This is a genomic window from Novosphingobium sp. G106 (genome assembly GCF_019075875.1).
In the GTDB taxonomy this organism is placed as follows: Bacteria; Pseudomonadota; Alphaproteobacteria; order Sphingomonadales; family Sphingomonadaceae; genus Novosphingobium.
In genome coordinates, this window is the sequence record NZ_JAHOOZ010000001.1 from 3943668 (window position 1) to 3963904 (window position 20237).

The 20237-nt window shown below is 66.8% G+C and carries 16 protein-coding genes and 3 pseudogenes; 10 read left to right on the top strand and 9 right to left on the bottom strand.

Annotated elements, in window-relative coordinates:
* Window positions 1-34 precede the first annotated feature (34 nt).
* Window positions 35-1517, top strand: a pseudogene (gene pyk, locus KRR38_RS18820) (pyruvate kinase).
* A gap of 156 nt (window positions 1518-1673) precedes the next feature.
* On the opposite strand, the gene KRR38_RS18825 reads toward pyk, so the two are convergent.
* Window positions 1674-2336 carry a YggS family pyridoxal phosphate-dependent enzyme gene (locus tag KRR38_RS18825; RefSeq protein ID WP_217404458.1) on the bottom strand — a complete coding sequence of 221 codons (663 nt, stop codon included), beginning with the start codon at window positions 2334-2336 and terminating at the stop codon, window positions 1674-1676.
* On the opposite strand from KRR38_RS18825, the gene KRR38_RS18830 reads away from it, so the two are divergent.
* Window positions 2335-2907, top strand: a complete 573-nt coding sequence (locus KRR38_RS18830; protein ID WP_217404460.1) for a thiamine phosphate synthase — start codon at window positions 2335-2337, stop codon at window positions 2905-2907. The genes KRR38_RS18825 and KRR38_RS18830 overlap by 2 nt on opposite strands.
* Before the next feature lie 49 nt (window positions 2908-2956).
* Entirely contained in the window at window positions 2957-5314 is a 2358-nt protein-coding gene (locus KRR38_RS18835; RefSeq protein ID WP_217404462.1) for a DNA translocase FtsK, read from the top strand.
* Here KRR38_RS18835 and KRR38_RS18840 read toward each other — a convergent pair whose 3' ends face one another.
* A complete protein-coding gene (locus tag KRR38_RS18840) occupies window positions 5315-6472 on the bottom strand; it encodes an epoxide hydrolase family protein (RefSeq protein ID WP_217404464.1) in 1158 nt (385 codons plus the stop codon). It lies immediately after the preceding gene.
* Between the two features lie 116 nt (window positions 6473-6588).
* Window positions 6589-7347 carry an alpha/beta fold hydrolase gene (locus KRR38_RS18845; RefSeq protein ID WP_217404466.1) on the bottom strand — a complete coding sequence of 253 codons (759 nt, stop codon included), beginning with the start codon at window positions 7345-7347 and terminating at the stop codon, window positions 6589-6591.
* A gap of 139 nt (window positions 7348-7486) precedes the next feature.
* Here KRR38_RS18845 and KRR38_RS18850 point away from each other — a divergent pair, with 139 nt between their 5' ends.
* From KRR38_RS18850 to KRR38_RS36255, 4 genes and pseudogenes are all read left to right on the top strand, one after another.
* On the top strand, window positions 7487-7942 hold the full coding sequence (locus KRR38_RS18850) for a MarR family winged helix-turn-helix transcriptional regulator (protein ID WP_217404468.1): 456 nt from the start codon (window positions 7487-7489) through the stop codon (window positions 7940-7942).
* 72 nt (window positions 7943-8014) lie between these two features.
* Window positions 8015-9130 carry an alanine dehydrogenase gene (ald, locus tag KRR38_RS18855; RefSeq protein ID WP_217404470.1) on the top strand — a complete coding sequence of 372 codons (1116 nt, stop codon included), beginning with the start codon at window positions 8015-8017 and terminating at the stop codon, window positions 9128-9130.
* Window positions 9131-9730: 600 nt separating this feature from the next.
* Window positions 9731-9826 (top strand): annotated as a pseudogene (locus KRR38_RS37805) (hypothetical protein); the annotation flags it as partial.
* Between the two features lie 86 nt (window positions 9827-9912).
* A complete protein-coding gene (locus KRR38_RS36255) occupies window positions 9913-10887 on the top strand; it encodes a GGDEF domain-containing protein (protein WP_254514867.1) in 975 nt (324 codons plus the stop codon).
* Here KRR38_RS36255 and KRR38_RS18865 read toward each other — a convergent pair whose 3' ends face one another.
* Both KRR38_RS18865 and KRR38_RS18870 read right to left on the bottom strand, forming a co-directional pair.
* Window positions 10888-11283 carry a thioesterase family protein gene (locus KRR38_RS18865; RefSeq protein ID WP_217404472.1) on the bottom strand — a complete coding sequence of 132 codons (396 nt, stop codon included), beginning with the start codon at window positions 11281-11283 and terminating at the stop codon, window positions 10888-10890.
* A 34-nt stretch (window positions 11284-11317) separates the two neighbouring features.
* Window positions 11318-13405, bottom strand: coding sequence for a S9 family peptidase (locus KRR38_RS18870; RefSeq protein WP_217404474.1), 2088 nt, complete (start codon window positions 13403-13405; stop codon window positions 11318-11320).
* Window positions 13406-13448: 43 nt separating this feature from the next.
* Between KRR38_RS18870 and KRR38_RS18875 the strand changes: the two genes are divergently transcribed.
* The 3 genes from KRR38_RS18875 to KRR38_RS18885 are packed head-to-tail and all read left to right on the top strand — an operon-like array spanning window position 13449 to window position 16064.
* The gene (locus KRR38_RS18875; RefSeq protein WP_217407334.1) at window positions 13449-15263 is read left to right on the top strand and encodes an aminopeptidase P family protein; all 1815 of its coding nucleotides are present in this window, start codon (window positions 13449-13451) and stop codon (window positions 15261-15263) included.
* A gap of 19 nt (window positions 15264-15282) precedes the next feature.
* Window positions 15283-15654, top strand: a complete 372-nt coding sequence (locus tag KRR38_RS18880; protein WP_217404476.1) for a VOC family protein — start codon at window positions 15283-15285, stop codon at window positions 15652-15654.
* 11 nt (window positions 15655-15665) lie between these two features.
* Window positions 15666-16064 (top strand): cupin domain-containing protein, encoded by a 399-nt coding sequence (locus KRR38_RS18885; protein ID WP_217404478.1) that lies wholly within the window; start codon window positions 15666-15668, stop codon window positions 16062-16064.
* A 154-nt stretch (window positions 16065-16218) separates the two neighbouring features.
* On the opposite strand, the gene KRR38_RS18890 is transcribed toward KRR38_RS18885, so the two are convergent.
* From KRR38_RS18890 to KRR38_RS18905, 4 genes and pseudogenes are all read right to left on the bottom strand, one after another.
* On the bottom strand, window positions 16219-17655 hold the full coding sequence (locus tag KRR38_RS18890) for a hypothetical protein (RefSeq protein WP_217404480.1): 1437 nt from the start codon (window positions 17653-17655) through the stop codon (window positions 16219-16221).
* Window positions 17656-17747: 92 nt separating this feature from the next.
* On the bottom strand, window positions 17748-19013 hold the full coding sequence (locus tag KRR38_RS18895) for an MFS transporter (protein WP_309141085.1): 1266 nt from the start codon (window positions 19011-19013) through the stop codon (window positions 17748-17750).
* A 44-nt stretch (window positions 19014-19057) separates the two neighbouring features.
* The gene (locus KRR38_RS18900; RefSeq protein WP_309141199.1) at window positions 19058-19408 is read right to left on the bottom strand and encodes a DUF2141 domain-containing protein; all 351 of its coding nucleotides are present in this window, start codon (window positions 19406-19408) and stop codon (window positions 19058-19060) included.
* A 75-nt stretch (window positions 19409-19483) separates the two neighbouring features.
* Window positions 19484-20206 (bottom strand): annotated as a pseudogene (locus tag KRR38_RS18905) (sterol desaturase family protein); the annotation flags it as partial.
* Window positions 20207-20237: the final 31 nt, after the last annotated feature.

The window sequence follows — 20237 nt, forward strand, 5'->3', positions numbered from 1 at the left end:
TTTGGAATTGGGCGCATTTGAAAGAGGTATCGTCTTGGCCAAACCCGCTCCCCGTTCTCCCTCGGACGAACCGCCGGTCGAGGGCCGCAAGGTCAAGATCCTGGCGACGCTCGGGCCGGCCAGCCGCAGTCCGGAGATGATCGGCAAGCTGCTGCGCGCCGGCGCCAACGCCTTCCGCGTCAACATGAGCCACGGCGACCACGAAACCCACGCCGCGACGATCGCCGCGATCCGTGCCGCCGAGAAGGATTTCGGCAAGCCCATCGGCGTGCTCTGCGACCTGCAGGGCCCCAAGCTGCGCGTCGGCACGTTCAAGGACGGCCGCGCGGTGATTCGCCACGGCAGCCATTTCACCCTCGACCGCGATCCGACCCCCGGCGACGAGACACGCGTCTGCCTGCCGCACCCCGAGCTGTTCGGCATCCTGCAAAAGGGCCAGCGCCTGCTGATCGACGACGGCAAGCTGCGGCTGCGCGTGCTCCGCGCCGATGCCGACGCGATCCTCTGCTCGGCGGAAGTCGGCGGGCCGATCTCCGACCGCAAGGGCGTCAACGTGCCCGATGCCGTGGTGCCGGTGCCGGCGCTGACCGACAAGGACCGCCGCGACCTCGCCTTCGCGGTCGAGCACGGCGCCGACTGGATCGCCCTGTCCTTCGTCCAACGTCCCGAAGACGTGGCCGAGGCGCGGCGGCTGATGGGCGGCTACGGCGCGCTGATCGCCAAGATCGAGAAGCCCGCGGCGATCGACCGGCTCGACGAGATCATCGAGCTGTCGGACGGCATCATGGTCGCGCGCGGCGACCTCGGCGTCGAGCTCAATCCCGAGGAAGTGCCGCCGCTGCAGAAGCGCATCGTCGCCGCGACGCGCCGCTCGGGCAAGCCAGTGATCGTCGCCACGCAGATGCTCGAATCGATGATCGAGAGCCCGGCACCGACCCGCGCCGAAGTGTCCGACGTCGCCAACGCGGTCTACGACGGCGCCGATGCCGTGATGCTCTCGGCCGAAACCGCCGCGGGCGCCTGGCCGGTCGAGGCGGTGACGATCATGCACCGCATCGCCACCCAGGTTGAGAACGACCCGGGCATCGGCGAGCAGATGTCCTATTCGAAGGTCGTCCCCGACCACACCACCGCCGATGCGCTGGCCGCGGCCTGCGCGCAGATCGCGAGCACGGTGACGCTGTCAGGGATCATCGTCTTCACCGGCTCGGGCTCGACCGCGCGGCGCGTCGCGCGCGAGCGGCCGGCCGTGCGGATGCTGGTGCTGACCCCCTCGCTCAAGACCGCGCGCAAGCTGGCGCTGCTCTGGGGTGCCTATCCGGCACACACCAAGGATATCGGCTCGTTCGAGGAGATGATCGCCAAGGGCAAACGCATGGCGCTGCGCCACGGCTTCGGCGTGGCCGGCTCCAAGCTGATTGCGCTGGCCGGCGTCCCCTTCGGCACGCCGGGGGGCGACGAACCTGCTGCACGTCGTGACGCTCGCCGGCGACGAGTTGAAACGGCACGGGGGGTAGGATCAGGTCAGCGACCGATCGAGTTATCCACTTCGGACCTATTCGGCATTGTGAATCAATGCCATATCGAGCAGAATATAGCGGGGCTGTCGTCCTCGCGACCTCTATTCCCGTTTACCACCCCAAACGGGGCGGCGACGGCAGCCTCGTTCGACCCTATCCGCGCGCGCCGAACAGGGCCGAGCCCACGCGAACATGCGTCGCGCCGAGCGTGACGGCGGTATCGAAATCGTCGCTCATCCCCATCGACAGTCCGGTCAGGCCATGGTCGTCGGCCAGCTTGGCCAGCAGGGCGAAGAAGGGAGCCGGCTCCAGCTCGAGCGGCGGCACGCACATCAGCCCGGCGAGCGGGATCTGCGCGGCACGTGCTTCGGCGAGCAGCAGCGGCAGGTCGGCAATCGCGCAACCGCCCTTCTGCTCCTCGGCGCCGATATTGACCTGGACGAAGCAAGGAACCTGCCGCCCGGCCTTGTCCATCGCCTTTGCGAGCGCGGCAACCAGCGAGGCACGGTTGAGCGAGTGGATGCAGTCGAACAGCGCGACGGCATCCTCGGCCTTGTTCGACTGGAGCTGGCCGACGAGATGCAGCGCGATGCCCTCATGCCGCTCGCGCAGCGCGGGCCATTTCGCCTCGGCTTCCTGGACGCGGTTTTCGCCGAAGACGCGCTGGCCGGCGGCGATCAGCGGCGCGATGCGCTCGGCGGCGTGCGTCTTGCTGATCGCGACGAGCGTGACTTCGTCCGCCTGACGGCGGGCAACCTTGGCGGCGGTGGCGATGCGGTGCTGAATGTCCGCGAGCAGGGTGGCTGGTTCCTCCATGGCGCGCTGCTATAGCGGCGCGATGCCGCAGCGCTACCCCGCACTTCCCCACATCTGGCTGATCAGCGATGCGCGCAACGACGCGCAGCTGGAACGGGCATTGGCCAACCTCCCGCGCGGCTCGGGGCTAATCTACCGGCACTATCACCTCGCGCCTGCCGAACGGCGCGCGCGGTTCGACAGACTAGCGAGGCTGGCGCGGCGGCGGGGGCACTGGCTGGTGCTGGCAGGTTCGGCTCGGGACGCCCGCAGCTGGCGTGCTGATGGCGCCTATGGATCGCCCACACAGCTCGCCGGCGGTGCCGCCATGCCGCGCCTGGTTACCGCGCATTCGCTGGCCGAGATCGGCGCGGCCCGCCACACCCGCGCCGACGCGATTCTGCTCTCGCCGGTCTTCGCCACGCGCTCGCATCCTGGCGCCGCTACGCTTGGCGCACTGCGCTTTCGCCTGCTCGCGGCCCACGCCGGCGTGCCCGTGATCGCGCTCGGCGGTATGACCGCGGCGCTCGCGCAGCGCATTGGCGCAACACATTGGGCCGCTATCGACGGACTGATTCCCAAGGATTCTTGACGGGGAGTCGCCGCAAGGCGCATTATCGAGCCAGGATCAGGGGAAGACCATGGCTACACGCGCAACAGTACCCAGCGGACGGATCGCCGCGCCGAACTGGCGGGCGGTGCTGCGGCGCAGTGTCCGCCGGTCCACCGAGATCGGCGGCGCGCTGCTGCTTTTCGGCGGAATGATCTTCCTCGCGCTCGCCATGATGAGCTACCACCAGACCGATCCCTCCTCGTCGACGGCCTCCGGCAGCGCGGTGCAGAACTGGATGGGCCCGCTGGGCGCCTATGCTGCCGAGCGCGCGCTGTTCCTGTTCGGCCCCGTCGCCGTGCTGTTGCTGCCGCTGCTCTACGTCTTCGCGCGCAAGCTCTGGCGCATGGTCGAGGAAGAGGACGGCGTGCTCGAACACAGCGACCAGCGCTGGTGGCGGCCGATCGGCGTGCTGCTGCTGGGCATGGCGCTGCTGTCGACCGTGCTGTCGCTGTCCTTCACCCAGCCCGGCGGCTCGCTGCCCGCCTCGATGGGCGGCATATCGGGGCTACTCGGCGCCAAGGCCATCCGCAGCCTGGCCGCATTGCTGCCGGCCGCTTTCCAGTCGTGGACGATCCTTGCTGCGGCGCTGGCCTGCCTGGGCTCGGGCGCCATGCTGGCGGGCCGGGTCTTCGCGCTCGACTGGGCGGCGCTGCTGACCCTGCCCGGGCGCCTGCGCGGCCTGCGCCGGTATCAGGAGGGCGACGAGGCGATGCCTTTCATCGCCCCGCGCGAGAAGAAGGTGCGTGAGCCCAGGCCTGCTCCCGCTTCGGCCCTCACCGAAGTCCAGCGCCGGCCCACCGAGATCGCCGATCCCACCCGCCCGGCCAAGCCCGCGCAACTCAGCGCGAAGAGCCGCCAGGGCGACCTGTTCGACGCTCACGAACTCCCGAGCCTCGACCTGCTCGACGATGCGCCGCCGAATGCGCACAAGAAGATCGACAAGCTCAGCCTCGAGCGCAACGCCCGCCTGCTCGAAACCGTGCTCGACGACTTCAACGTCAAGGGCGAGATCACCGCGGTGCGTACCGGCCCCGTCGTGACGATGTACGAGCTGGAGCCCGCGCCCGGCATCAAGGCCAGCCGCGTCATCGGCCTGGCCGACGACATCGCCCGCAACATGAGCGCGATCTCGGCGCGCGTCTCGTCGATCCCCGGCCGCACGGTCATGGGCATCGAGCTGCCCAACGCCGACCGCCAGATGGTCTCGTTCAAGGAGATGGTCGGCTCGGAAGTCTTTGCCGGCCACAAGGGCCTGCTGCCGATCATCCTGGGCAAGGACATCGCCGGCGAGCCGATCGTCGCCGATCTCGCGACCATGCCCCACCTGCTCGTCGCCGGTACCACCGGCTCGGGCAAGTCGGTCGGCCTCAACACCATCCTGCTCTCGCTGCTCTATCGGCTGACGCCCGCGCAGTGCCGCCTGATCCTCGTCGATCCCAAGGTGCTCGAGCTCAAGAGCTACGACGATATCCCGCACCTGCTTTCGCCCGTAGTCACCGAGCCGGCAAAGGCCGTGCGCGCGCTCAAGTGGGCGGTCGAGGAGATGGAACGCCGCTACCGCATGATGAGCGAGATCTCGGTGCGCAACCTCGCCGGCTTCAACGAGAAAGTCCGCACCGCCGCCGCCAAGGGCAAGCCCCTCGGCCGCCGCATCCAGATCGGCTTCGATCCCGACACCGGTGAGGAACTCTACGAGGACCGCCAGCTCGACTACGAGGTGATCCCGCAGATCGTCCTGATCGTCGACGAGCTCGCCGATCTCATGATCACCGTCGGCAAGGAGATCGAAGTGCTAATCCAGCGGCTCAGCCAGAAGAGCCGCGCCGCGGGCATCCACCTGATCATGGCCACCCAGCGCCCCTCGGTCGACGTCATCACTGGCGTGATCAAGGCCAACATGCCGACGCGCATTTCCTTTGCCGTGACCAGCCGCATCGACAGCCGCACGATCCTGGGCGAACAGGGCGCCGAGCAGCTACTGGGCAAGGGCGACATGCTCTACAAGCCCAACACCGACCCGATCAAACGCGTCCACGGCCCCTTCGTCAGCGACGAGGAGGTCGAACGCATCGCCGACCACTGGCGCGCGCAGGGCAAGCCCGAATATGTCGATTCGGTCACCGAGGAGCCCGAGGACGGCGGCTTCGGCTTCGACGACATCGACGCGGCTTCGGACAATCCCGACGAGCGCAAGTACCGCCAGGTCTGTCAGCTGGTGTTCGAAAGCCAGAAGGTCTCGGCAAGCTGGATCCAGCGGCAGATGGGCGTCGGCTACAACACTGCCTCGAAGTGGGTCGAGCGGATGGAGCAGGACGGCTTCGTCGGACCCGCCAACCACGTCGGCCGGCGCGACATCTATCGCGACCGGGACGGCAATCCGCTTTAACTAGCGGAAATCGCGGGCGAAGGTGCGCAGTTCGTCGATGAAGGCCACCGGCTGCTCGAAGGCGGCAAAGTGGCCGCCCTTGGGCATCTCGGTCCAGCGCACGATGTTCTTGTAGATCTGGTCTGCCCAGAGCCGCGGCGTCGGCCTGATCTCGGCCGGGAAGAAGGCGTGGCCGGTGGGCACGGTGATGTTCTGGATCAGCCCAGCGTTCTCGCGCCCCGGCCCACCCTCGTAGTAGAGCCGCATCGCCGAATTGATCGTGCCCGTGACCCAATAGAGCATGATGTTCTCGAGCAGCTGGTCCTTGGTGTAGGAGCTTTCGATATCGTCGCTGCAATCGCTCCAGGTCTTGAACTTCTCGACCACCCAGGCGGCGAGCCCGGCCGGTGAATCGGTCATGCCGTAGGCCAACGACTGCGGCTTGGTCGACTGGATGATGCGATAGCCGTGTTCGTGCAGGTCGTAGTTCGCCTTCCATTCGACCAGCGCGCGCTCCTTGTCGTTGAGCCCCGCAAGCGGGTTGGCCGGATCGGGAGGGAAGCCGACGATGAAATTGAGATGCAGCGCGATCAGCCGCTCGGGCGCCTTGGCCGCCATGGCGCTCGATATGCCCGATCCCCAGTCGCCGCCCTGCGCGATGTAGCGGTCGTAACCGAGCAGCTCCATCAGCCGCAGGTTCACGTCGGCCGCCTTTTCCAGGTTGAAACCCTTGTGCCGGGTCGGCCCCGAAAAGCCGTAGCCGGGGATCGACGGCGCGATCACATGGAAAGCGTCGCGCGGGTTGCCGCCGTGGCTGGCGGGATTGGACAAAGGCCCGAAGATGTCGAGGAATTCGGCGACCGTACCGGGATAGCCGTGGGTGATGATCAACGGCAGCGCGTCGGGCTCTGGCGAGCGGATATGATAGAAGTGGAGCTGCTCGCCGCCGATCTCGGTCATGAACTGCGGAAAGGCGTTGAACCGCGCTTCGGCCGCGCGCCAGTCGAAGTGATCGCGCCAATATCCGCAGAGCGACTGGAGGAAGCCCATTTCGGTGCCGTAGTCCCAGCCCGCGTCGGGCAGCTGATCCGGCCAACGCGTGCGCGCCAGGCGATCCTTGAGATCGGCCAGAACCTCGTCGGATACATGGCAGGTGAAAGGCCGGATTTCCTCGGTCATATTCCTCTCCGCAGCTGCATATTTCGAACGATATGCCGCAATTGGGAACGATCTTAGGCGGACGCGAAGAGGCGGGCAAGCCGTAAGGCCTGCCCGCCACTCCACAATGGTCCGGCTTACTTCTCCGTCGCCGCGCGTTCGATCAGGTCGGCGACCGCATCGGGCTTGGAGACGTAGATCGCGTGGCTGCCCGCCGCTTCGACGACCTTCGCCTTGGCGCGCGCCGCCATCTGCCGCTGCGCCGGCGGCGGGATCATGTGATCGTTCGAAGCAACGAGGTAGTAGCTCGGCTTGCTGCGCCAGGCCGGAACGGTCACCGCGCCGTTCAGCGCTTCGAGGCCCCAGGGCACCTGCGAGTCCGCCATGAAGCGGGCGGTGGCGGGATCGACGTCGGCGGCGAAGGACGCGGCGAACTTGCCCTTGTCGAGCGCCAGGAAACCGTCGACGGGCGGCAGGATCGGCGGAACGGGCGCGCCCAGAGGCGGATTGGCGATCAGGCTGGAAACGGATTCGCCTTTGTCGGGGGCGAAGGCGGCGATGTAGACCACCGCCTTGACCTTGGGATCGGTGCCCGCTTCGCTGACCACCACGCCGCCGTAGGAATGGCCGACGAGGATCACCGGGCCGTCCTGCTGGGCGATGGCGCGCTTGGTCACGGCGACGTCGTCGGCAAGCGAAATCGTCGGGTTCTGGACGATGGTGACGTTGTAGCCGTCCTTGCGGAGGCGGTCGTAGACGCCGCGCCAGCCGCTGCCATCGACGAAGCCGCCGTGAACGAGCACGACGTTCTTGGCACCGGCGGGGGTCTCGGCCTGGGCGGGCACTGCAAGCGTGGCAGCTGCGAGGCTGGCGGCGGAAATCAGGGTCTTGATCATGGCTGGCTCCTTTGCTTTTGCGATATTTGTTATCGCGACAATTATTATCTGCCATGGGCGCACGGGCTTGTAAAGCAGGTATTTATCGCGATATGCATTTTTGCGATAGCAAGGCCGCATCCGGCCCGGAGACCTCTCGATGACCAAGCCCGTCAGTTCTGCCCCGCCGCTCGATGCTCAGCTCTGTTTCTCCATCTATTCCGCGGGTTTGGCGATCAATCGCCTCTACAAGCCGATGCTCGATGCGCTGGGCGTCACCTATACCCAGTACCTCGCGCTCAGCGCTCTCTGGGAAAGCGACGCAATGACGATCTCGGCGATCGCCGCGCGTCTGTCGCTCGAACCGAGCACGATCACGCCTGCGGTCAAGCGACTCGAGTCGGCCGGTTTCGTCACGCGCAAGCGCAATCCGGCCGACGAACGCCAGGTCGAGGTGTATCTGACCGCCAAGGGCCGCGCGCTGCAGCCCGAAACCGATTGCCTGACCGAGACGCTGCTGCGCAGTTCGGGCCTCGACATACCCGAGATCATCGCGCTCAACACGCAGGTGCGCCAGCTCTGCGACCGCGTGCGCGAAGCGTCGGAAAGCGCATAACCGCACAGTTCGATTGAACCTCGGCCCAGCGCTGCCCATCTAGCGCGCGAGGGTGAAGCGAAAGGAACAGCCATGCGTGTCGGCACCGTCCGCGAGATCAAGGATCACGAGTACCGGGTCGGCCTGACGCCAGAGAGCGCGCGCGAGCTGGTGTCGCACGGCCATGAGGTCTGGGTGGAAAGCGGCGCCGGGCTCGGCATCGGCGCCACCGACCGCGACTACGAGGAGGCCGGCGCGGAGATCAAGGCGGGAGCAACCGAGGTTTTCGTCGGTTGCAAACTGATCGTGAAGGTCAAGGAACCGCAGCCCGCCGAGCGCAAGATGCTGCGCGAAGGCCAGGTGCTGTTCACCTATCTCCATCTCGCCCCTGATCCCGACCAGGCCGCAGACCTCGTGAAATCGGGCGTCACCGCCATCGCCTACGAAACCGTGACCGGTGCGGGCAATTCGCTGCCGCTGCTCAAGCCGATGAGCCAGGTCGCCGGGCGCATGTCGGTCCAGGCCGGGGCAACCGCGCTCGAGAAGGAGCACGGCGGTCGCGGGGTGCTGCTCGGCGGGGTTCCGGGCGTGCTGCCGGCGAAAGTCGCGGTGATCGGCGGCGGCGTGGTCGGCTTCAACGCGGCGCAGGTCGCGGTCGGCATGGGCGCCGACGTGACGATCCTCGACCGCGATCCTGAAGTGCTGGAAAGGTTAGGCATCCATTTCGAAAGCCGGGCCAAGACGCGCTTCTCCAACCGCGCCAACATTGCCGCCTGCGTCGCCGAGGCGGACCTCGTCATCGGCGCGGTGCTGGTGCCCGGCGCCGCGGCGCCCAAGCTCGTCACCCGCGACATGCTGCCGACGATGAAGCTGGGCGCGGTGCTCGTCGACGTCGCGATCGACCAGGGCGGCTGCTTCGAGACCAGCCATCCCACCACGCACAGCCACCCGACTTTCGTCGTTGACGGCGTGGTCCACTACTGCGTCGCCAACATGCCCGGCGCAGTGGCGCGGACCAGCACCTATGCGCTCAACAACGTCACCCTGCCGCACGTGCTCGCGATCGCCGAGAAGGGCTGGAAAGGCGCACTCCAGGCCAACCCACACCTCGCCGCCGGGCTCAATGTCCACGCCGGCAAGGTGACCTACGAAGCGGTGGCGCGCGAGCTCGGCTACGAGACCACCCCGCTCGCCGAAGCCTTGCGATAAGTTGCTTTGGATTAACCCTATTTTGAATGTCCGGGCGCTATGCCTGGACGATGATCTGGGGGCCGATCCGTTTGCTGGTGCTGTGGCTCGCCGCAGCCATCGGCGTGGCAGCGGCTGGGCCGGCATTCGCCCAGGCTTTTGCCCCAGGCTCGACCTGCCATGCCGCCGCAGCGACGGATGAGAGCTACGATCGACTAGCCCGCCAGCCAGCGCGTTGGGTCTGCACCACCGGCGACTGGTCGGTCGATGCCCCCGCAGGCCTCCTGCGCTTCGACCTGCGCGGCGCGGGCTATACGCCGACCGCCTTCACCACCCGGCTGACTCGCTTCAAGGCGATGCAGCTGACTGTAGTCGGCGCCAAGGGGGGACAGTGCGACCCGCGAGGTGACCCAGGCGGACATGACGCCAGCAACCAGCGATTGGCTGATGTCGACGCAGCTCCCCCGGATCGCCGGGCCGGTCGAGGCCGTGGTCGTGCGCGTCGAGGCATCGCGGCATGCCGGCATGCTGTCCGACGCCAGGCTCTCCGCCCAGGCCAGCGACACCCCCGAGACGCTGCGCCAGGAACTGCTCATCGCCGGGCTCTGCGGGATGCTGTGCATGCCGCTGCTGTTCAATTTCGCCTTCTTCCGCGTGCTGCGCGAGCGGTTCCTCCTGTGGCATGCGCTCTCGACCGCCTGCATGCTCGTGCACACGCTGGTGACTTCGGGGCTGATCAACCGCTTCGTCACGCTCAGCCTCGACCAACTCAGCATCATATCGTCGATCACGGTCGGGGGGGCATGGCCGCCGCCTCGCTGTTCTCGGCCGACCTCGTCGAGCCGGGCAAGCTCGATCCGATCCACCGCCGGCTGCTGCGCTGCGTCGGGCTCTGGGTCGCGCCGTGGACCGCGTTCTACCTCTTTGCCGACGGGCCTTTCCGGCCCTACGCCGCGCCGCTCTATCTCGCCTCGTTCCTGCCGCTGATCGTGCTGTTCGTATGGGCGATGACCGTGGCGAAGCGCCGCGGCAGCCGTGCGGTCAATTACCAGATCGCGGCCTGGCTGCCGGTGATGACCACGGCCGCGATCCGCATCGTATCGGCGCTCGGTGCCACCGACGCGCCGATCGAGATGCTGGTCGCGCAGCACTATGCGATGGGCATGGAAGTGCTGATCACCTCGATGGGCGTGTTCGACCGGCTGCTCGCGATCCGCCGCCAGCGCGACCTCGCCATGGCCGACCTGCGCATCTTCGAGGACCGCTCCGAGCGCGATCCGCTGACCGGGCTGCTCAACCGCCGCGCGGTCGAGCGGCGCTTCGAGACGCTCCGCGCCGACGGCTATCACACCATGGCGGTGATCGACCTCGACAAGTTCAAGTCGGTCAACGACACCTATGGCCACGTCACCGGCGACACCGTGCTGCGTGTCGCCGCCCAGGCGCTCGAGTCCGACGCCGACACCTTGGCGATCCGCATGGGCGGCGAGGAATTCATGCTGCTGCTACGCGGCAAGGACGCTGCGGGCCGCGCCGAGCGCCGGCGCCAGGCGATCGCGGTGCGGATCTCCGCCCAAGTGCCCGGGCTCGACCGCGTCGTCACCGCCTCGATGGGAATGGTCGAGCAGCCGCAGAACGGCGACCTCCGCGCCGACTTCGCCACGCTCTACGGCCACTGCGACCGCCTGCTCTACGAAGCCAAGCATGCCGGCCGCAACCGCACGATGCGCGAGAGGATGCAGAGCTTCGCCGCCGGCAAGAAGGCCCACGCCGCCTGATCAGACCATGAAAGTCGCGGTCACCTCGGCCGGCACGCGCATGATGCGGCCGCTGTTGCGGTCGATCATCACCCAGGTGGTCCGCGCTGCCACGATGACCTTGCCTGCGGAATTGCGGAATTCGACGCAGCGGTCGAACCGCGCGCCGCTCGGTTCGTCGGGAATGAAGGTCTCGGCGGTGACGCTCTCGCCCTCCAGTATATTGCCGCGATAGTCGATCTCGTGCCGCGACACGACCCAGGCATAGGCGGCCTGGTGCGCGGCCGGGGCGACCGCCTCCCAGTGCGCCGTGGCCAGCGCTTCCATCCACTGCACCCAGACCGCGTTGTTGACGTGGCCCATCACGTCGATGTGCTGCGGTTCGGCAGTGAAGGTCAGGGTGTAGCGATTGCTCACGATTCCCTCGCTAGAAGTTTCGCTCGCCTCCGGCTCACGACGGGACGCCGAGCTGCCAGAGGATGAAAGCGAATTCCTCGGCCGTTTCGCGCAGGGACTCGAACCGCCCCGACTTGCCGCCGTGGCCCGCGCCCATGTTGGTCTTGAGCAGCAGCTCGTTCTGGTCGGTCTTGAGCTCGCGCAGCTTGGCGACCCATTTGGCCGGCTCCCAATAGGTCACGCGCGGGTCGTTGAGCCCGGCGGTGACGAGCAGCGGCGGATAGGCCTGGGCACTGACCTGGTCATAGGGGCTGTAGGAGCGGATCAGCTCGAAGGCGGCCTTGTCCTCGATCGGGTTGCCCCATTCGGGCCATTCGCCGGGGGTCAGCGGCAGGCTCTCGTCAAGCATCGTCGCCAGCACGTCGACGAAAGGCACATGCGCCGCCACTGCGCCGAACAGGCCGGGGTCCGAATTGATCACCGCCCCCATCAATTCGCCGCCGGCAGAGCCGCCCGAGATGGCGATCTTGCCCGCCTCGGTATAGCCGCGATCGACCAGGCCCTTGGCGACATCGACGAAGTCGTTGAACGTATTGGTCCGCCGCTCGAGCTTGCCCGCCTTGTACCAGGCCCGTCCGAGATCATCGCCGCCGCGGATATGGGCGATGGCATAGGCGAAGCCGCGGTCGACGAGGCTCAGCCGCGCGGTCGAGAAGCCCGGATCGATCGAGATACCGTAGGCGCCGTAGCCATAGAGATAGAGCGGGCCGGCCCCCTTGCGGTCCTTGCGCATCACTACGCTGACCGGGATCGCCGTACCGTCGCGCGCGATGATCTCCAGTCGCTCGGTGCGGTAGAGCGAAGCGTCATAGCCCGAGGGAATCTCCTGCACCTTCAGCACTTCGAGGCGCTTGTCGGCAAGGTGGTAGTCGATGACCGAGGCGGGGCTCACCATCGACTCGTAGGACAATCGCAGCTTGTCGACCGCCCATTCGGGATTGTCGCCCATGCCCGCCGAATAGCTCGCCTCGGGGAAAGCGACCGGCTCCATCCGCCCAGCATTGACAGGATCATCGTCGTAGTAGCGCAGCTCGAGCTGATCGAGCCCGGCGCGGCGGCCTTCGACGACGTAGAAGTCACGGAACAGGTCGAAGCCGGTCAGGTAGAACGCGTCGCTGCCTTTGATCACCGTCGTCCATTCGCCGGGATTGGTCAGCGGTGCCGTGGCGAGGCGGAAGTTCTCGTGCGTGTCGTTGGCGTGGATGAATAGCGTGCCGTCGCGCTCGTCCACGTCGTACTCGACGCCCTTCTCGCGAGCCTTCACGAGGACCGGCGTTGCCAGCGGATCGGCCGCCGGAACCAGCCGGACCTCGCTGGTCTCGTGATCCGAGGCACCGATGATCAGCCACTTCTCATTGGCCGACAATGAGGAGCCCACACGGAAGCCCTCGTCGTCCTCGTGGTAAAGCTCAACGTCACTTGAGGTCGGCTGTCCGAGCCAGTGCAGCCGGGCATTGTCGGTCCGCCAGTTCTCGTTGGCGAGCGAATAGACGAGGCCCTTGTCGCCCGCGACCCAGACCAGCGAGGACAGCGTGCCGGGGATCTCGTCGGGCAGCTCTTCGCCCGTCGCCAGCATCTTGATCCGCGCGGTGAAGCGTTCCGATCCGTTGTCGTCGATCGCGTAGGCGAGCAGCTTGCCGTCGTTGCTCACCGAGATCGCGCCGAGGCGGAAATATTCCTTGCCCTCGGCCAGCGCGACCTCGTCGAGCATCAGTTCGTCCGCGGTACCATCGTCCTTGGCTGCCACGGGCCGGCGCCACCACTTCTTGTATTCAGCGCCTTCCTCGAACTCGATCCAGTAGAGGTAGTCGCCGTCCTTCTGCGGCACCGACTTGTCGGCTTCCTTGATGCGGCCGCGCATTTCCTTGAACAACGTGTCGATCAGCGGCTTCTGCGCCGCCATCCGCCCCTCGAACCAGGCGTTCTCGGCTTCGAGGTGCGCCAGCACTTCCTTGTCGGTGACTTCCGGGTAGCCGGGATCGCGCAGCCAGGCGTAGTCGTCCGCGACGGTGATCCCGTGATGGGTGACGCTGTGAGGCTTTTTCGCGGCGACGGGAGGGCGAGCACTTGTGGTATCGGTCATCCACCGCAAATATGGTTCAGAGCGAAGGACCGCAACCATGCTGATGAATACCCATGAAGCCCGCCTTGATGCGCTGCGCCGCGAACTGAAGGCGCGCGGACTCGACGGCTTCGTCATTCCGATCTCCGACGAGCACATGAGCGAATATGTCGGCGGCTATGCCCAGCGGCTCGCCTGGCTGACCGGCTTCGGGGGTTCGGCCGGCACCGCGGTGGTGCTGACCGACGAAACGCTGGAGCCGGCCGCGGCGATGTTCGTCGACGGGCGCTATACTTTGCAAGTGCGCGATCAGGTCGACGGGCGGTTCTATGCCTATGAAAACGTGCCCCAGACCAGTGTCGCCAAATGGCTGGGCGAGCATGTACCTGAAGGCGCCAAGATCGCCTATGACCCTTGGCTGCACGGCAAGGGCTGGGTTTCCGCCGTAAGCAAGGCGCTGGCCGAGAAGGGCGCCGAACTCGTCCCCGTCGATGGCAATCCGATCGACGCGGTCTGGGAAGACCGCCCTGCCCCGTCCGCGGCGCCGGCGCTGGTCCACGAGGACCGCTATGCCGGGCAGGCGAGCGAGGCCAAGCGCGCTGCGGTTTCCGAATGGCTGGCCGAGAAGAAGCTCGACGCTGCGGTGATCTCGGCGCTCGATTCGATCGCCTGGCTGCTCAACGTGCGCGGCACCGACGTCGACCGCACGCCGGTGACGCTGTCCTATGTCATCGCCCGCGCCGACGGCACCGCCGACCTGTTCATCGAGGATGCCAAGGTAACGCCCGAACTGCGCGCGCATCTCGGCAACGCCGTACGCATCGCGCCGCGCAGCGCTTTCGTCCCAGGTTTGGCCGAACTTTCGGGCAAGCGCGTCGCGGTCGATCCCGACAGCGCGGTCCAGGCGATCTTCGGCGCGCTGCAGGATGCCGGCGCCGAGATCGTCGAGGAGCGCGACCCTGCGGTCCTGCCCAAGGCCTGCAAGAACGAGACCGAGCAGGCGGGTCAGCGCGCCGCCCAGGCACGCGACGGCGCCGCGGAATCACGCTTTCTCCATTGGCTCTCGGTAGAAGCTCCCAAGGGCGGCGTCGACGAGATGGCGGCCGGCGAAAAGCTCCACCAGTTCCGCCGCGACACCGGCGACCTGCGCGACCTGTCGTTCGATACGATCTCGGGGGCCGGGCCCAACGGCGCGGTGGTCCACTATCGGGTCAGCGAGGAAACCAACCGCCCGCTCGAACCGTCGAGCGTCTATCTCGTCGATTCGGGCGGCCAGTATCCCGACGGCACCACCGACATCACCCGCACCGTCTGGATCGGTCCCGGTGAGCCGCCCGCCGAGGTCAAGGATCGCTTCACCCGCGTCCTCAAGGGCAATATCGCGCTCGCCCGCGCGGTCTTCCCCAGAGGCACCAAGGGCAGCCAGTTGGACGTGCTGGCGCGGCAGTTCCTGTGGTCGGCCGGGCTCGACTACCAGCACGGCACCGGCCACGGCGTCGGCTCCTTCCTGTCGGTCCACGAAGGCCCGCAGCGCATCGGCAAGAGCGGCGGCGCGCAGGGCGGCACCGAGCAGGAGTTGCTGGCCGGCATGATCCTTTCGGACGAGCCCGGCTACTACAAGGCGGGCGAATACGGTATCCGCATCGAGAACCTGTTGCTGGTCGAGGAGCGCGAGGTCGCCGGGGCCGAAGGCGAATTCCTTGGCTTCGAGACGCTGACGCTGGCGCCGATCGAGCGCGCGCTGGTCGACCGCCAGCTGCTGTCGGGCGAGGAGATCGCCTGGTGGAACGCCTATCATGCACGCGTGCTTGAAGTCGTCGGCCCGCTGGTCGATGGTGCGGCGAAGGCCTGGCTGCAGGAGCAGTGCCGGCCGCTCTAAAACATTGGGGAGAGATAGAATGATCGTCCACATCTGTTTCGGCACGACCGATCTCGAACGCGCCGGCAAGTTCTACGATGCGATCGCCAAGGAACTCGGCGCGGCGCGCGCCAATGCCACGGACACGGCGATCTACTGGTCGAAGCCCGGCTCGGGCATCGGCTTCGCCGCGACGATTCCCTATGACGGCAAGCCCGCGCATTTCGGCAACGGCGTGATGGCGACGATCGGCGCCGAGAGCCAGGACCAGGTCGACCGTATGCACGCCGCCGCGCTCGCCAACGGCGGCAGCGACGAAGGCGCGCCCGGTCCGCGGCCCAACGGCATGTACTGCGCCTACTGGCGCGATCCCGACGGCAACAAGATGAACGCCGTCGCAATGGGCGGCTGAGGCGCTTTCCCATGGCCGAGGCACGCTCGCTCGAACGCTTTCCGCTCCATCTAGGGCTGGGCGCAAGCGCCGTGCCGCAGCCCGAATTCACCGGCTTCGAATGGTACGCGGACTATGCCGCGCGCCATGACGGGGATGGGGCGGAGGGCCGCCTGGTCGCGCTCCACACGTTCAGCGAAAGCTGGACGAGTTGGGAAATGCACCCGGCTGGCGCCGAAGTGGTAGTCTGCACCGCGGGCGAGATCACGCTGATCCAAGAATCGCCGGGCGGCGAGACTGCCAGCGTCACGCTGCGCCCGGGCGAATATGCAATCAATCCCCCGGGCACCTGGCACACGGCGGACGTTGCCAATCAGGCGACGGCGCTGTTCATCACATCAGGGCTGGGCACCGATCACCGGCCGCGCTGAGGCGCAGAAACCGCTTTCCTACACGGGCGAAGTTCGTCAGCTTCCAACGGCTCTTTCTCGCCGTCACAAACCGTTCAAATCGCACGAGAAGTTATATTTTCGCGCTTGAACTTACCATGCGCGAAATGTGCGACCTTGGAGAAGTTCCGGCCGCCTAGGCGACCAGCTTCTTCGCCGCGCGTTCGAACAGCGGCACGTCGTCACCGACTTCGCCGAGCAGCACGACCTCGCCGCTTTCGAGACGCCGGGCGACAAGCAAGGTGAACTCGCTGCCTCCGCTGGGCAGGTCGGCCAGCGCGACATGCTCGAGTTTGCGCAGCTTGCGCTGCAGCGTCTTGCGCGGAGCCTCGCGCGGCGTGATTGCCTTGCCGCTTTCCTCGCGGCGCAGGCGGCGCTCGTCGGCGACGATGCCCTTGAGGCCGCCGGGCGCTTCGACGAGGTGCCCGGCCAGCGCGCCGCGGTCGAGACCGACGCGCTGTGCGTAGCCCAGCACCGAGGCATATTCGGCAAGGCGCGTCTTGTCGTAGTCGGCGCCGAAGACCAGCTTCACCACCGGGGTCAGCGGCGCGCGCTCCTGGACGACGAGGCCGGCGTCTTCGAGCAGTTCCTTGAACTGCTCAGGCTCGGCCGCCGCGGCGAGCGAGAAGTCATAGGCGCGGCCGATCGCGGCGTAGAGCGCCTGGTGCGAGCGGTCTTCGCTGCCGCGCGCCAGGTCCGCCAGTTCGCGGGCCGAGGCCAGCCAGTCGGCGAGTTCCATGCCGTCGGCATCGCTGTCGGACAGGACCGGAAGCGGCATCCCGTCCTCTTGGCCGGCTTCTTGGTCGTCCTCTTCGTCGGCAAGCTCGCGGAAATGAATGCCGCCGAACATGGGATCGGGCCAGTCCTGCCCGTCCTCTTCGGGATCGAGCATGGTCACGAGTTCGAGCACCGAATCTTCGGCCGGGCCATCGGCCCAGGCGGTCAGCGGCGACAGGTCGCGCATCGGTTCGACGGGGCCTTCGAGGACCTGGTCGATCTCGAGCAGCAGTTCGTCGGTGGTCTTCTGGTCGGCCAGTTCCTTCCAGTTGATCACGCCATAGATGTGGTCGATGCGCTCGTCGTCGGCCGAGAACGGCAGAAGGATACCGCGGTAGAGGATCGTGCTGCCGCGCTGGTTGACGAATTCTGCCTCGAAGCCGATTGGCGCCTGGTTGGCGAGGATCTGCATGTAGTGGTCGGTGATCCGCGACAGCAACGAACGGCGCGGCACGTCGGAAAGCTGGCGAATCGTGCCTTCGGCGCCGCATTCCTCGGCAAGCTGGGCGCCCAGGAAGCCGACCCCGGGGTTCTCGATGCCGTCGGTGAAATCGAGCAGCACGCTGTAGGGGCCGAAATCGGGAAGGTTGTTCGGATCGAGCTGATCGACCGAAGGGAAGCTGCGATCTTCGAGCATCGAGGCCCAGAAATTGTAGGCGCGCACCTGCATGCGGCGCTCGTCCTGGCCGATCGCGGCTGGTGGCGCCTCGCGGCCGGCATCGTCTTCGGCAGTGTCGAAATGGTCGTCGCCGTATGGCAGCGGGCTGTCCGACAAACGACCGTACAAATTATCCATGACGCATTCCCTGCTACCCGTCATTCCGAGTAGTGGCGCAACATGGTGAAAAAGATGTTAAGTCGCGCCGATCTGGCCGCGACAAGCGCGCGTTAGCTAACCCGGCCTTCGTCGGGCCTGGGCATCGGCGCGACGATCCGGCCGACGATCAGCATCACGACCAGGAAGATCGAGGCGGAATGCAGCGCGAATGGCAGGTCACGGACATCGGCCAGCGTCCCCCAGGCCCAGGAACCGAGCGCCATGCCGCCGAAGGTCGCCGCCTGATAGATCGACAGGCAGCGGCCGATGATCGCCTCGGGCGAACGCATCTGCATCGCGACGTTGAGGCTGGTCAACGACAGGACCCAGCCACCGCCGGCGAGGAAGGCCGCGGGCAGCGCCTGATAGACCGAACTTGCCTCCGCCAGCACCGACTGGGCGAGAACGAAAGACAGCGTCGCGGCCGCGAGGACCGCTTCGACGCCGAAACGCCGCCGCACCTTGCCGATGAACAGCGCCGCGGTGATCGAACCGATGCCGAACAAGCCGAGCATCAGTCCGAACTGCAATTCGCTGCCATGAAGCCGGTCGCGCACGGCCGCCGGGACAAGTGCCTGGTAGCCGGCGACACCGAAGCCGAAGGCACAGCCGCGTATCAGCACGCGCCGCAGCGGCGACGAGTTGAAGCAGAACTTGAGGCCATAAGCGATGGCCGGAAGCATCGGCTTGCGCTCGATGGGCGGGAAAGTCGGCCGCCAGCGCCAAAGCACGACGATCATGGCGATGAAGCTCGCCGCGTTGATCGCGAAGGCCAGGCTGACGTTCCACAGCGAGATCAGCAGGCCGCCCAGCGCCGGCCCGACGCTGCGCGCCAGGTTGAACGAGATCGTGTTCAGCGAGATCGCCTGCGGCAGATCGGTCAGGCCCACCTGCTGGCGCACCGAAGCCTGCCAGGCGGGGGAGTTGAGCGCCGTGCCGATCCCGACCGTGAGCGTGAAGGCGAGCAGCAGGTAAGGCGTGATCAGCCCGGCCCAGCTCATCAGCGCGAGCAACGCCGAGGTCAGCAGCATGCCGATTTGCGCCGCCAGCATCACGCGGCGGCGATCGTAGTTGTCGGCGATGGCGCCGGCGAAGATGCCGAACAGCATGATCGGGATCGTTGCCGAGGCCTGGACCAGCGCGATCATCCGGTGCGATGTGGTCAGATCGGTCATCAGCCAGGCCGCGGCGACCGACTGGATCATCGAGCCGAGGTTCGAGGCGAGGTTGGCGATCCAGATGGCACGGAAGGCCGGATAGCGGAACGGCGCGAACGTGGAGCCCGGCTGCGTCAGCCGCGCCTTTTCCACTTCCACTTCGGTTTCGACGTCGGCCACAGGGTCGCGGTTAGGCAGGGTGCCCCACCGGCGCAAGTGCCCGGTCAAAATATGTAACGCATCCTGATGGTCTCGTGATGACCGGCCGCGCCGACGGCGAAGACGGCGCTGGCGAAGCGCGGCGGCCCCATCATGACCGGTGCGTTCCGCGAAAAGCCATAACCCTCGCGCGGAATCATCAGTCGCTTGTCGAGCTTGCCGTTACCGTTCTCGTCGTGGAACAGCGAGATGGCGTAGCGGCCTTCCGGAACCAGGCCGAAATCGAGCACGATGCTCCTTGCCGCGGCGATCTTGAGCGTCCTCGCATGGGGATCGCGATTACATTCGGGGAAGGTATCGGGGCGTGCTGTCAGGCAGGCGAGAACCTCGCCCTTGTTCGATCGCAGGTCGATCACGGTCGCACTGACGTCGCCTTCGGGCGTGGCGACTGTAGCGCCGGTCAGGAGGAGCGCACCGCAAAGTCCCCCCGACAATCCGCGATCCGTGCCGCAGAAGTGATCCCAGTGACGGAAGTATAGGCCGTAATTGCATGAATATGTCTCGTGGTGACGCTGGTGGTGGCTCGCGGTGATGAGCCAGCGGCCCGCACGAGAATGAACGAGGCGGCGGGGAAACATCTCCCAGCCCATGTGATTGGTGATGCCCATTACGGTCATGGTCAGGAGCACGAGCCCGAGCACCGCGGCGTGGACGGGGACGAGGAAGACCAGCGCCGGGATCACCACGGCGCCAGTCAGCGCCTCGATCGGATGGAAGCTCATCGCCGCCCAGGCCGTGGGCGGACGGCTGGCGTGGTGCACCGCATGGGCCAGGCGGAACGGCCGCGGCCGGTGCATCCAGCGGTGGGTCCAGTAGAACCAGGCGTCGTGGAGGAGCAGGTAGGCGAGGAACGAGCCCGGCAGCCACCAGAGCGGATAGTCCGCCACCTCGGTATAAACTTTCGTCCAGCCGTGCGCCTGCCAGCCCCAGGCGACCACCCCGGCCGGAATGCCGTAGATCGCCGCCGAAGCCAGCGACCAGCCGATTTCGCGCCGGATTTGTGGTGCCTGCCCGCGGTATAGTCCGGGGCGGACGCGCTCAGTGAGCCAGGCGAATAGACCGCTGGTGGCGAGATAGCGCAGCGCGACGATCGCCGTCATGGCAATCGCCGAAAGCAGCATCGCGGCCAGGGGAGAGGTATTCGCGCCGAACATTCCGCGCTTATGCCCTGCTCACCCGGCCGTC

What these genes read in the sequence shown, in the direction of transcription:
- KRR38_RS18830 (WP_217404460.1), top strand. Translation starts at nt 2,335, where the DNA reads ATGGCGCGCTGCTATAGCGGCGCGATGCCGCAGCGCTACCCCGCACTT.
- KRR38_RS18825 (WP_217404458.1), bottom strand. Translation starts at nt 2,336, where the DNA reads ATGGAGGAACCAGCCACCCTGCTCGCGGACATTCAGCACCGCATCGCC.
- KRR38_RS18835 (WP_217404462.1), top strand. Translation starts at nt 2,957, where the DNA reads ATGGCTACACGCGCAACAGTACCCAGCGGACGGATCGCCGCGCCGAAC.
- KRR38_RS18840 (WP_217404464.1), bottom strand. Translation starts at nt 6,472, where the DNA reads ATGACCGAGGAAATCCGGCCTTTCACCTGCCATGTATCCGACGAGGTT.
- KRR38_RS18845 (WP_217404466.1), bottom strand. Translation starts at nt 7,347, where the DNA reads ATGATCAAGACCCTGATTTCCGCCGCCAGCCTCGCAGCTGCCACGCTT.
- KRR38_RS18850 (WP_217404468.1), top strand. Translation starts at nt 7,487, where the DNA reads ATGACCAAGCCCGTCAGTTCTGCCCCGCCGCTCGATGCTCAGCTCTGT.
- ald (WP_217404470.1), top strand. Translation starts at nt 8,015, where the DNA reads ATGCGTGTCGGCACCGTCCGCGAGATCAAGGATCACGAGTACCGGGTC.
- KRR38_RS36255 (WP_254514867.1), top strand. Translation starts at nt 9,913, where the DNA reads ATGGCCGCCGCCTCGCTGTTCTCGGCCGACCTCGTCGAGCCGGGCAAG.
- KRR38_RS18870 (WP_217404474.1), bottom strand. Translation starts at nt 13,405, where the DNA reads ATGACCGATACCACAAGTGCTCGCCCTCCCGTCGCCGCGAAAAAGCCT.
- KRR38_RS18875 (WP_217407334.1), top strand. Translation starts at nt 13,449, where the DNA reads ATGAATACCCATGAAGCCCGCCTTGATGCGCTGCGCCGCGAACTGAAG.
- KRR38_RS18880 (WP_217404476.1), top strand. Translation starts at nt 15,283, where the DNA reads ATGATCGTCCACATCTGTTTCGGCACGACCGATCTCGAACGCGCCGGC.
- KRR38_RS18885 (WP_217404478.1), top strand. Translation starts at nt 15,666, where the DNA reads ATGGCCGAGGCACGCTCGCTCGAACGCTTTCCGCTCCATCTAGGGCTG.
- KRR38_RS18890 (WP_217404480.1), bottom strand. Translation starts at nt 17,655, where the DNA reads ATGGATAATTTGTACGGTCGTTTGTCGGACAGCCCGCTGCCATACGGC.